Origin of the sequence: Janthinobacterium sp. HH104 (assembly GCF_001758715.1) — a bacterium.
GTDB classification, from domain to species: domain Bacteria; phylum Pseudomonadota; class Gammaproteobacteria; order Burkholderiales; family Burkholderiaceae_D; genus Janthinobacterium; species Janthinobacterium aestuarii.
The window spans coordinates 59,718-72,034 of the sequence record NZ_LRIB01000017.1 but is presented as its reverse complement, the minus strand read 5'-3'; the positions used below and the strand labels follow the sequence as shown (position 1 = coordinate 72,034).

The 12,317-nt window shown below is 62.7% G+C and carries 10 protein-coding genes; 6 read left to right on the top strand and 4 right to left on the bottom strand.

From position 1 onward, the window contains the following. Positions 1–82: 82 nt before the first annotated feature. A complete protein-coding gene (locus JAB6_RS05080) occupies positions 83–1,000 on the bottom strand; it encodes a LysR family transcriptional regulator (protein ID WP_070301621.1) in 918 nt (305 codons plus the stop codon). 99 nt (positions 1,001–1,099) lie between these two features. Between JAB6_RS05080 and JAB6_RS05075 the strand changes: the two genes are divergently transcribed. The 4 genes from JAB6_RS05075 to JAB6_RS05060 all read left to right on the top strand — a co-directional run bounded on the left by JAB6_RS05075 (position 1,100) and on the right by JAB6_RS05060 (position 5,575). Beyond that, the gene (locus JAB6_RS05075) at positions 1,100–1,789 is read left to right on the top strand and encodes a hypothetical protein (protein WP_080698496.1); all 690 of its coding nucleotides are present in this window, start codon (positions 1,100–1,102) and stop codon (positions 1,787–1,789) included. A gap of 164 nt (positions 1,790–1,953) precedes the next feature. After that, complete coding sequence (locus JAB6_RS05070) at positions 1,954–3,354, top strand: alkaline phosphatase (RefSeq protein WP_070301639.1); 1,401 nt, start codon at positions 1,954–1,956, stop codon at positions 3,352–3,354. Between the two features lie 29 nt (positions 3,355–3,383). Next, complete coding sequence (locus tag JAB6_RS05065; protein ID WP_070301620.1) at positions 3,384–4,781, top strand: alkaline phosphatase; 1,398 nt, start codon at positions 3,384–3,386, stop codon at positions 4,779–4,781. Between the two features lie 74 nt (positions 4,782–4,855). Then, positions 4,856–5,575 carry a hypothetical protein gene (locus tag JAB6_RS05060; protein WP_070301619.1) on the top strand — a complete coding sequence of 240 codons (720 nt, stop codon included), beginning with the start codon at positions 4,856–4,858 and terminating at the stop codon, positions 5,573–5,575. Positions 5,576–5,653: 78 nt separating this feature from the next. Here JAB6_RS05060 and JAB6_RS05055 read toward each other — a convergent pair whose 3' ends face one another. From JAB6_RS05055 to dprA, 3 genes are all read right to left on the bottom strand, one after another. Then, on the bottom strand, positions 5,654–8,320 hold the full coding sequence (locus JAB6_RS05055; protein WP_034749282.1) for a DNA topoisomerase III: 2,667 nt from the start codon (positions 8,318–8,320) through the stop codon (positions 5,654–5,656). A gap of 283 nt (positions 8,321–8,603) precedes the next feature. Continuing rightward, complete coding sequence (locus JAB6_RS05050; RefSeq protein ID WP_034749287.1) at positions 8,604–9,068, bottom strand: DUF494 family protein; 465 nt, start codon at positions 9,066–9,068, stop codon at positions 8,604–8,606. Positions 9,069–9,162: 94 nt separating this feature from the next. Continuing rightward, entirely contained in the window at positions 9,163–10,266 is a 1,104-nt protein-coding gene (gene dprA / locus JAB6_RS05045; protein WP_070301618.1) for a DNA-processing protein DprA, read from the bottom strand. Between the two features lie 306 nt (positions 10,267–10,572). Here dprA and def point away from each other — a divergent pair, with 306 nt between their 5' ends. Then, complete coding sequence (gene def, locus JAB6_RS05040) at positions 10,573–11,115, top strand: peptide deformylase (protein ID WP_034749294.1); 543 nt, start codon at positions 10,573–10,575, stop codon at positions 11,113–11,115. Positions 11,116–11,346: 231 nt separating this feature from the next. Beyond that, complete coding sequence (gene fmt / locus JAB6_RS05035) at positions 11,347–12,303, top strand: methionyl-tRNA formyltransferase (protein ID WP_058050246.1); 957 nt, start codon at positions 11,347–11,349, stop codon at positions 12,301–12,303. The last annotated feature ends 14 nt before the right edge of the window (positions 12,304–12,317 follow it).

The following is a 12,317-nucleotide window of genomic DNA, read 5'->3' as shown; positions in this document are numbered from 1 at the left end:
CCTTCACAAGATGATTGGGATGACTGCATCTTACGTTGCTCGGTTCGGTAGAAAAACCCGTTAAAGCGCAATAGTTTGTTGCTCAATTCGGATGAATTGACAACTGCCGCACCAAGGCGTGCAGCCACTGCCCCGCCAGCGCATCATCCCACACGAGCAGGATTTGCTCGCTGCAATCGACGCTGCCGGCCAGTTCGACCTGCAGCAAATCGTGCGTGCGCACGGCGAAATCGGGCAGGTAGGCCAACGCCCGGCCGGACTGCACATAGCCCAACAGCAACTGCACATCGTCGCTCCAGTAGCGGATGGTACGCCCGGCCATGCCACGCCAGCCATCGGCATGGCGGCCACGCTCTTCGCCGCACAGCAGGGAGTGCGTCGGGCTGGCGAAGGCGTGCGGCAAGACGTCCCGCATGCCGCAGCGCACGGAGGCGCAGGCTGCCGGCACGCCGCGCGCCAGCACATGGCCGCGCCCGGCCGCCAGCAGCATGCGCATGCTGCCCAGCGCCGTGCTGTGCCAGGTGGCGGGCCAGTCGGCGCCGCGCTGGGTGATGGCGTCCTGCGTTACCAGTGCCGCATGGCAATCGCCACGCGCCAGGGCCGCCAGCGCCGCATCCTCGAAAGCCGGTTGCAAACGCACGCTGGCCTGCGGATAGGCGTCCAGCGCCGCCGCCAGGGTATCCGCGTGGCGCCACAGCAGCAGGGCGGGGCCGGCGATGCGGCCATCGATGGCGCCCCGCTCGCCCATCACGTCCAGGCGCGCCTGTTCGGCCAGCGCCAGCAAGGTGCGCGCACGCTCGAGCAGCAAACGGCCGCTGTCGTTGAGCAGCAATTGCTTGCCGCTCCGGTCAAACAGGGGCGCGCCCATGTCACCCTCCAGGCGACGCAAGGCTTTCGACACGGCCGATGGCGTCAGGTGCAATTCCAGCGCCGCCGCGCTCAGGGTTGGCTGGCGCGCGGCGCTGCAAAACACGCGCAGGTCGGCAAGGCTCATGTTCATGATGATTTCCAGACAGGACACAAAAAGTGAAAAATGGTTGCTGTACTGTCCATGATACCGCCCCTATCATCGTTGCATTCCAACTCATCGATGAAACCCATGCTGCGCACCCTCTTCCTTTCTCTGTTCCTGCTCGCCTCCGGCCTCGCCCACGCCGCGCCCCTGACCTGGGGCTTGCATGGCATGGTGCTGTTTGGCGGCAAGCAAGGGCTGTATGCCTCGCACCTGCCGATGTTCCATGCGCCGCACGATTACCAGGCGGTGCTGCAAGTGCGGCTGGCCGACCCCGTCCTCGATGCGCGGCTGCGCCAGCAGCTCGATGGCCATACGGCACTATGGACCCTCGAACCGGAACACTTCGAGCTGGCGCGCTTGCTGCCGGCCGCGCCGCTGCCGCTGCGCCAGTTCCAGGCGACGGTGGTGCGCGGACACTTCGAGAAGGATGGAAAAGCCGAACCCGGCTACGGCGCTGCCGCCATCATCGTCGAGCGCGTCCTGCTGATGCGCCAGCTGTCGCCGGCCCCCGCCACGCACGCCAGCGCGCGCTACCTGCAGGTGGGCGACGGCACGCAGCGCTTCCTCGTCAAGCGTATCGACAGCCGCCCCGATTTCGAGCATATCGTCGCCTGGACCAGCCCCCAGGATGCGCCGCACGACGACGTCGTCGTGGCGAAAACCGGCGTGCAGGAAACTCCTGCCGCCAGCTTGCAAGCTGCCTTGCGCGCACAACCGGGAAAAACGGCCCGCTTGCGCGGCACGGTGTACTTTTCCACCGAGGACGTGCGCTAAAACAACACACCGGGCGGACGCGCATCCACGTGTCAAATGTGTCACAGCGTCATGATGGCGTCACATTGGATTGTTATCTTGCTAGCTCTTTCAAACCTAGCCGGATGAACCACATGACACGCAGAAAAATTTCCGTCGCTGGCTGCAGCGTCGCCATCACCCTGATGCTGGCCGCCTGCGGCAGCGATGCAAAAAAAGAAGAGGTAGTGGCTGAAGCCCCGCCGAAAAACGTCATCTTCTTCCTCGGCGACGGCATGGGCCTGACCACCATGACGGCCGCGCGCATCTATTCGGTGGGCGAAGAAGGTGCGCTGACCATGGACACCCTGCCGGAAACGGCCTTCGTCAAGACGTTCTCGAACGACGCGCAAGTGACCGACAGCGCGCCATCGATGGCCGCCTACATGACCGGCGTCAAGATGAACAATGAAGTCATCTCGATGTCGGCCAACACGGTCGCCATCGATCCGGGCACGGATGCCAACGGCAACAAGCTGGTCAACAAATGCGGCACCGGCAACGGCACGCCCGCCACCACCTTGCTGGAACTGGCCAAGGCCAAGGGCTTTGCCGCCGGCGTCGTCAGCACGGCGCGCGTGACGCACGCCACGCCGGCAGCGACTTATTCTCACATCTGCCACCGCGACCTGGAAAACGATATCGCCGCGGCCCTGGTGCCGGGCGGCACCGGCTACAACAGCGCGCTGGGCACGGCCGGCCTGGACGTCGTCCTCGGCGGCGGCGCGCAATTCTTCAAGCCGTTCAAGGATGGCGGCAAGCGTTCCGACGGGCGCGACCTGCTGGCCGAGCTGAAAGCGAAAAGCTACACGGTCGCCAACACCGCCACCGACTTCAAGACCGTCGATGCGGCCAAGACGGAGCGCCTGTTCGGCGTGTTCACGTCCAGCCACATGAGCTATGACCTGGACCGCGATGCGGCCAAGGAACCTAGCCTGGCGGACATGACCACCAAGGCCATGGACGTATTGGCCAAGAACAAGAAGGGTTATTTCCTGATGGTCGAAGGCGGCCGCATCGACCATGCGCTGCACGAAACGACAGCCAAGAAAGCGCTGCAAGACACCGTCGCGTTCGACAACGCCATCAAGGCGGCCATCGACAAAGCCAAGCTCACCGACCCGACCCTGGCCAATACCCTGATCGTCGTCACGGCCGACCATGACCACACCCTGGTCCTGAACGGCTACGCCAAGCGCACGGGCAAGACGGCTGCCGGCAACCCTGGCGTGCTGGGCGTGGTGAAGAACTACGTGACCGGCGCGGTCGAGAAAGACCTCGATGGCGCACCGTATTCGATCATCGGCTTCGGCAATGGCGAAAACCGCACCCAGTCGAGCCGCGCCGCCATGGCCAGCCTCGATGAAACCGTCACCAGCGCCAACACCTACCACCAGGAGGCGGTCATCCGCACGGCGGCAGGCAATGAAACCCACGGCGGCACCGACGTCTTCCTGGGCGCCATCGGCAAGGGTTCGGAAACCTTCCTGGGCACCATCGACAACACCAAAGTATTCGGCCTGGTCAAGACGGCCGGCGGTCTGTAATCCCCAAGACATCAACATTGGACAAGCACATGAAACTTGCATTTAAACTCTCCTTGCTGACCACGCTCGTGGCCGCCAGCGTTGCCAGCGCCTACGCCGCCGACGCCAAGAACGTCATCTTCTTCCTCGGCGACGGCATGGGCCCGTCCGTCGTGACGGCATCGCGCATCTACAAATACGGCGAAGACGGCAGCCTGACGATGGACACGCTGGAGCGCACGGCGCGCATCAAGACGTTCTCGAACGATGCGCAAACGACGGACAGCGCGCCATCGATGGCCGCCTACATGACCGGCGTCAAGATGAACAATGAAGTCATCTCGATGGCGCAGGACACGATCGCCAAGGAACCCGGCCGCGACGCCAATGGCAACCTGGGCGTGGACAATTGCCCGGCCGGCGGCAAGAGCGTGCCGACCATTCTGGAACTGGCGAAAGCCAAGGGCAAGGCCGTGGGCGCCATCACCACCACGGAACTGACGCACGCCACACCGGCGACGACGTTCTCGCACATCTGCAACCGCAATGCACAATACGCGATCGCCGCGCAAGCGACGCCAGGCGGCGCGGGCTACAACGCGGCCCTGGGCGATGGCGTCGACGTGCTGATGGGTGGTGGCCGCAACCACTTCACCCCTTGGTCGACCAGCAACAAATACGGCCGCGTCGATGGCCGCAACCTGCTGACAGAATTTGCCGCCAAGGGCTACACCGTGGCCGCGACGAAAGCGGAAATGGCGGCGGCGCCAAGCGGCAAGAAATTCATCGGCCTGTACAGCACCCGCAGCCACTTGGAATATGAACTGGACCGTACGGCCACGCCACCGCTGGGTGAAGGCGCGACCCAGCCTAGCCTGTCGGAAATGACCCTCAAGGCCATCGACTTGCTGTCGAAAAACACGAACGGCTATTTCCTGATGGTCGAAGGCGGCCGCATCGATCACGCCTTGCACGGCATCAACGCCAAGCGCGCGCTGACGGACACCATCGCCTTCGACGACGCCATCAAGGCCGCCATCGCCAAGATCAAGGAAACCGATCCGACCTTGGCCAATACCCTGATCGTCGTCACGGCCGACCATGACCACACCCTGGCCTTCAACGGCTATGGCAAGCGCGGCAACAATATCCTCGACATCAATCGCGGCTACAAGGATAACCAGCCGAGCAAGGATGCCGATGGCAATACCTACACCACCCTGGTGTTCGGCAACGGCCCGAACCGCCCTGCCCTGCGCAGCAACGTCGACAGCGCCACGGCCCTGAAAGACAACTACCTGCAAGAAACGGGTGTGCGCCTGGCCAGCGAAACCCACGGCGGCGGCGACGTCAAGCTGCTGGCCACGGGCGCCGGCGCGAAGACCTTCAAGGGCACCCTGGACAACACCAAGGTGTTTGACTTGCTGAAGGCGGCGTTCGGTTTCTGATCCACATCAACACGGTAACCCCACCGGGGCGGATGGCGTAGGCCCTCCGCCCCTCTGCACGTAAAGGCAACACCATGAAATCGTCCCTGATCGCCGTCCTCCTCGCCGCCGGCTTTGCCGCCAGCGCGCAAGCCGCTCCTCCTTCCGCTCCTGCCGACCTGGACCTGGGCATCACCTATTACAGCCGCGTCCTGACGCCGGAAGGCGTGACGCGCGAGAGCCGCTACGAAGAAAAGATGCTGCGCCGCCCCGGCCACGTGTGGGTCGAGCGCGTGCTGGCGCCGTCGACGGACGCGCATGCGGGCCACAACCACGGCGAGAACAAGAAAGTGGCACTGAAGGCCACGCAGCATGAGCACAAGCACTTCAATCCCGTGCTGATCCCCCGCCACGTGATGCTGGAAAAGAACACCGTGCGCGTGGAATACATCGATGCGCATGACAAGATCGTCGTTTCCATCCCGAAAGCCGAGTACGAAAACGTCAATTTCGACGGCTCCTGGGAAAACAGTTTTTATCTGCTGGACCCGAAACTGGTGGCCGCCATGCCGCTGTCGAAACAGGCATCGAACGTGACGGGCGCGCGCTGGCGCGAAGTGGAAAAGAATGGCGTGTTCCAGCGCATTCTGTGGGATGAGCAAAAGCAGATTCCGCTGATCATCGAAAGCGGCGACCGCGCAAATACCTTCTACCGCCGGGTCGACGTCAAGCTGCAGCCAACCGTCAGCAAGGCGCAGCCATGGGCGAATTTGCAGAACTATGCGCAGCGCGAGTATTCCGACTACCTCGACTAAGCGTCAGACTAAGGCCAAGAAAATCGGGACGTAAAAAAAGCCAGGGAATTCCCTGGCTTTTGTTTGGCTGGCACCCGATTACTCGGCCGCTGCCGCTTTCTTCGCCGGCGCCTTCTTGGCGGCCGGCTTTTTCACGGCCGCAGCTTTCTTCGCTGGCGCCTTTTTCACGGCTGCCGCTTTCTTGACGGCCGTTTTCTTCGCTGGCGCCGCGCCTTCTTCGCCTTCGACCTCGGCGGCTGCCGCCTTCGTCTTGGCGCCCGGCTTGGCCTTGCGCTCTTCAAACTCGAAGCTCACCTTGCCATCCTTGCCGCGCACGAGGAAGGCCTTGAACGGGCGGCGGGTACGCTGGGATACGAACCCAGGCAACAGGTCCGTCTTGCCATCGTTGAGCAGTTTTGCCATTTGTTCCGGCAAGATTTCCTGCTGCAAGATGATGCGGCCGCTACGGAAGTCGCACGTCTTCGGCTTGGCCACGCTGTGTTCGCACACATAGGCCAGGCCCATTTCGTACACGCCGGCGTTGCACTTGGGGCACGGTCCCACGGGCGTCTGGCCCGTGAAATCGACGCCTTCGCCATCTTCGCTCTCGTCGTTCTGGCCGAAATCGAATTCCAGCTTGAAATTCTTGATCTCTTCATCGCGCACGATGCGCAGGATGGCAGCGAACGGACGGCCCATCTTCGAACGGAAGCCTTGCAGCGGGCCGATGGTGCGGTCCTTCAGCAATTGCTCCACTTCGGCGATTTCAAACTGGCGCGAGCCCGGCGTCTTGCTCATCGAAAATTCGCACTTGGTACAGGCGAAACGGCGGTAGTTTTCCTTCACCACGCCGCCGCAATTCGGGCATGGCGTTTCCAGCGTCGCGTAGTCGCCGGGGATCGTGTCGTTGTCGTATTCCTTGGCGCGCTTGACGATGATTTGCGTCATCTGCGCGATTTCGCGCATGAACTCTTCACGCGAAATCTTGCCTTTTTCCATCTGCGACAGCTTGTATTCCCACTCGCCCGTCAGCTCCGGCGCCGTCAATTCATTGACGCCCAGGCCTTTCAACAAGGTCATCAGCTGCGACGCCTTGGCCGTTGGAATCAGTTCGCGGCCTTCGCGGATCAGATAGCGTTCCGTCAGCAAGCCCTCGATGGTGGCCGCGCGCGTCGCTGGCGTGCCCAGGCCCTTGCCAGCCATCGCGTCGCGCAGCTCGTCGTCGTCGATCAGCTTGCCGGCGCCTTCCATGGCCGACAGCAACGTCGCTTCAGTGAAGCGCGCGGGCGGTTTCGTCACCAGGCCGTTGGCGCTGACGCTTTCCGTCTGCACTTTCTCGCCCTTGGCGACGGGAACCAGGTTGCCGTTGCCATTGCTTTCCTTGTCCGCGTCCGTCGATGCTTCCTTGCCGTAAATGGCCAGCCAGCCCGGATTGGTCATGACCTTGCCTTCAGTCTTGAACTGATGGCCGGATACTTCCGTGTAGCGCGTGGTGACCTGGAATTCCGCAGGCGGGAAGAACACGGCCATGAAGCGGCGCGTGACGAGGTCGTACAATTTTTGTTCCGGCTCGGACAAGTTCTTTGGCGCGATCGTCGTCGGGATGATCGCGAAGTGATCCGAGATCTTCGTGTTGTCGAAGATACGCTTGTTCGGCTTGACCCAGCCCTTGTCGATGATCTGCTTGGCGAACTGGTGGTAGTTGCTGTTTTCCTTGACCGTTTCCAGCGCCTGCAGCACGGTCGGCATGTAGTCTTCCGGCAGGTGGCGCGAATCGGTACGCGGATACGTGAGCACCTTGTGCTTTTCGTACAGCGCCTGGGCCAGGCCCAGGGTATTCTTGGCGGAGAAGCCGAAACGCGAGTTTGCTTCGCGCTGCAGGCTGGTCAGGTCGAACAGGCCCGGCGCCATCGAGGTGGTCGGTTTCGATTCTTCCGTGACGATGCCTTGGCGGCCGCGGCAGGCGGTGGCGATCGAGTCGGCAGCCGTCTTGCTCCACAGGCGCTCGGCGCGCTTCTCGGGGTCGTTCTCGTCCTTCTTGAACTTCGTGTCGAGCCAGCGGCCTTCATAGATACCGGCCGCGCAGACGAATTCGGCGCGCACTTCCCAGAAGTCGCGCGGCACGAATTTCTTGATCTTGTCTTCGCGTTCGACGACGATGGACAGGGTCGGCGTCTGCACGCGGCCCACGGTCGTCAGGTAGAAGCCGCCTTCTTTCGAATTGAACGCCGTCATGGCGCGCGTGCCATTGATGCCGATCAGCCAATCGGCTTCCGACCGGCAGCGGGCCGCGTCCGCCAGCGGCAGCATTTCCTCGTCGCTGCGCAGGTGCGAGAAACCGTCGCGGATGGCGCCCGGCGTCATCGACTGCAGCCACAGGCGCTTGACCGGTTGCTTGGCTTTCGCGTTTTGCGCGATCAGGCGGAAAATCAGCTCGCCTTCGCGCCCCGCATCGCATGCGTTGATGAGTGTGGTGACGTCTTTGCGTTTGATCAGCTTGTTTAATACTTTGAGGCGCGCTTCCGTCTTGGCGATCGGGTTCAGCGCGAAATACGGTGGAATCATCGGCAAGTGCGCGAAACTCCATTTGCCGCGCTTCACGTCGAATTCTTCCGGTACGGCGATCTCCAGCAAGTGGCCGACCGCCGACGACAGGACGTATTCATCCGATTCAAAGTACTCATCGTGCTTGGTAAAGCCGCCAAGCGTCTTCGCGATATCGTTCGCGACAGAAGGCTTCTCGGCGATGATGAGGGTTTTTGTCATATTTTTTAGTCTCGAAAAATGCTCTAGGATAGTTTCAGCATGCGCATCATACAGTGCATTGCCAGGCGCCGACGCTTTTGTCTGCGCAAGGCACAGTGACTTGTGGTCTTGTCAAGCGGCCAATGATAAGCGCCTATTGAAGAATTCGGCAAGTTATCTGCAAGCAAGAATGCGCAGGCGCAAACACAATGGCCTGGCGTGCGCGCCGGTGCAGCACATAGTAAAGGGGATGGCGCGGCGGTGGCGCCAGGGTCGGACAGACAGCGAAGAATATGGGTATATATTAGTGCAGCAGGCGCGGCGGGAGGTCTTCATCGTCGACGAACAGGTCGTCGAACATCAGGGCATCCGGTTCCTTGCCCTGGCTCCACAGCAGCATCAGCACGATGACTTTCAGCTTGCCCAGCGAAACGGGTGCCTCGTCGAGCGCCAGCGCCCGTTCGATGACGATTTCGCGCTGCAGTGGCGAAAGCACCTTGGCGCTTTCCAGGAACTGGATGAACCCGATGGCAGCCGTGCCCAGCACGTCGCTTTCCTGCTGCACATAGAAGCGCGTGCCCGTGGAACTGGCCGTCAGGGTTTGTTCGACGCCGGCCATGGCGTTCAAGTCCGTCAGCCACACGAGCGCTTCGGAAATCTCCACGTCGTCGAAACCGACGGCCGACAGTTTGCGCGCCAGGACTGCCGGCTCGGGGCAGGCATCGGGGCGATAGTAAGTCTCGTAGAGGTACACCAGGATATCGAACATGGCTCTACTCTAGCAGCTAAGCTCGCTAAGACACAAGGGTGCGCACAGACAAAGCGCCCCTGTGCGGCAAGGCCGCCACACAAGTGACAAGCTGTCATTTGCAGCGTTGAAACAGTCCTCCCGGCAAGCGTTCGACCCGGCCCGCCAGCTCCAGCGCCAGCAATTCGCCCATCAGCGCGCCCATGGCCAGGCCGCTGCGCGCGGCCAGGGTATCGGCATCGACGGGATCGTGGCCCAGCGCGGCCAGCAGCGGCGTCTCGTCTTCCACCGCCGCCGGCACGCCGGGGGCGCTACCCAGCCACTGCAGCTCTTGCAGCACGTCGTCGGCAGACTCGACCAGCTTGGCGCCCTGCTTGATCAGCGCATGGCAGCCCTTGGCCAGCGTGGCGTGGATGGAGCCGGGCAAGGCATACACGTCGCGCCCCTGCTCGCCGGCCAGGCGCGCCGTGATCAATGAACCCGACTGGGCCGCCGCCTCGATCACCAGCACGCCGCGCGCCAGGCCGCTGATCAGGCGGTTTCGGCGCGGAAAGTTACCGGGCATGGCCGGCAAGCCCAGCGCGTACTCGCTGACGATGCAGCCTTGCTCGGCGATTCTTTGCGCCAGATCAAGGTTGCGACGTGGATACACCAGATCGGCCCCCGTGCCGATCACGGCGACGGTGGCGCCTTCGCCGCGCAAGCCGCCCTCGTGCGCGTGCGTGTCGATGCCCAGCGCCAGCCCGGAAATGATGGTCAGGCCTGCCGCGCTGAGGGCTTGCGCGAAGGCAGCCGCATTCTGCATGCCTTGCGCGCTGGCATTGCGGCTGCCGATGATGGCCACACCGGGACGCGACAGCAGTTCCGCCCGTCCCCGCACATATAACAAGAGCGGCGGATCGGCGATTTCCAGCAGCAGCGGCGGATACGCGGCATCGGCCAGGGTCAGCACGGCATTGCCGGGCCGCTCCAGCCACTGCAGGGTGAGCGCCAGCTGGCTGTTGGCCACCGGCTTGGGCGGCTGCACAATGGCGCGCGCCACGCTGGCCGGCACCACCTCGCGCAAGGCCTCGAACGACGTGGCAAAGATTTGCGGCGGCAGGCCGAAGCGGGCCAGCAAGGCGCGCGCCGCCACCGGCCCCACGCCGGGCAGATGCTGCAGGCGCAGCCAGCCCGCCAGTTCCGTGGCCGTGTCTGCCGACGTTGCAATTGCATGCATGACAACCTCACTGTGTACTGTGCCATCCCATGCTAGCGCCATGGCACGGACGCGATACCGACGCGCGCAACAATGCGTGCAATGGCGCTGCAAAACGGCCCGCCGCCCACAGGGCCATGGGTGTCTGTGATAAAATTTCCCTTTGCAGCAAACGAATAGCGCACTGGCAAACGCATCTGCCGCGCCGTTGCGCCACACGCGCCCAACCGTAGCGTACTCAAAAATAAAATAGCCCTGCCATCGTTCGCATGGCCCAGGCATGAATAATCCGGCGCACCGGCGCCCACCTTAACCAGTCGAATCCGTATGTCCATATTAAATATCCTGCGTTACCCCGATCCTCGCCTGCACACGATCGCCAAGCCCGTCACCGAATTTGACGCGCGCCTGCAAACCCTGATCGACGACATGGCCGAAACCATGTACGACGCCCCTGGCGTCGGCCTGGCCGCGTCGCAAGTGGACGAGCATATCCAGATGATGGTGATCGACACCACCGAAGAGAAAAACCAGTTGCAAGTCTTCATCAACCCGGAAATCACCTGGGCCAGCGAAGAAAAGCAGGTCTACGACGAAGGCTGTCTGTCCGTGCCTGGCGTCTACGATGGCGTCGAGCGCCCGGCCCGCATCAAGGTGCGTGCCCTGGACCGCCACGGCAAGCAGTACGAACTGGAAGCCGATGGATTGCTGGCCGTCTGCATCCAGCATGAGATGGATCACTTGCTGGGCAAGGTATTCGTCGAATACCTGTCGCCGCTCAAGCGCAACCGCATCAAGACCAAGATGATCAAGGAAATCCGTGGTCTCGAGCGCGAAGCGAGCTTGCGTGCGCAGAACCGCCGTTTCTGAAAACACCTGACCAAACCTACTGCGCGTCGCGACTTGCGGCCTGCGATGCTCACTGTGCTCAAGCACAGTTCCGCTTCTCAGCCACAATTCGCTTCCGCTCGCTACGGTTTTGTAAGGTGTTCAAGGAGTTTTTGCAGTACAGCTGATAGACTAAGCAGCAACAGTAGTCGTTACACCACGCCAGCCTGGCGCCTTCGGCGCGGGCCTGCGCACCTCACGTCAAGGAACCATATGAAAGTGATCTTCGCAGGCACGCCTGAATTCGCCGCCACGGCCCTGAAAGACTTGCACGAAGCGGGATTCGAGATTCCGCTGGTGCTGACCCAGCCCGACCGCCCCGCCGGACGCGGCATGCAATTGCACGCCTCGGCCGTCAAGCAATATGCGCAGCAGCACGGCATCGAGGTGCTGCAACCGTTGTCCCTGCGCATGGACAGCAAGGACCCGCAGCGCGCCGCCGAAGCGAAAGCGGCCCACGAACGCCTGCTGGCAACCGACTACGACGTCATGGTGGTGGCGGCCTACGGCTTGATCTTGCCGCGCAGCACGCTCGACATCAAACCCTGCATCAATATCCATGGTTCCCTGCTGCCGCGCTGGCGCGGTGCCGCGCCGATCCACCGCGCCATCGAAGCGGGCGACGATGAAACGGGCGTGACCATCATGCAGATGGAAGAAGGCCTCGATACGGGCCCCATGCTGGCCATCGAGCGCACGCCCATCGAGGCGGGCGACTCCACCGCCACCTTGCACGACAAGCTGGCCACCCTGGGCGGCAAGATGATCGTCGAAACCCTGCGCAAGATGCAGCAGCAGCCGCTCGAAGCCGTGCCGCAGCCGGAAGCGGGCGTCACCTACGCGGCGAAAATCGCCAAGGAAGAAGCGGCGCTCGACTTCAGCCTGCCGGCGCTGGAACTGGGCCTGAAAATCCGCGCCTTCAATCCGTTTCCCGGCGCCTGCGGCCAGGTCGATGGCGTCACCATCAAGATCTGGGCCGCCGAGGTAATCGAGGCGGACAGCAAGGAGGCGCCTGGCCAGGTGCTGGCGGCCGACGCCCAGCACGGCATCGTCGTGGCTTGCGGCAATGGTTCCTTGCGCCTGACGGAACTGCAAAAGCCGGGCGGCAAGCGCCTGCCTGCGGCCGAGTTCATCAAGGGCTTCCCCCTCGAAGGCAAGCGCTTCGTTTAAACCGGCACGTGCCC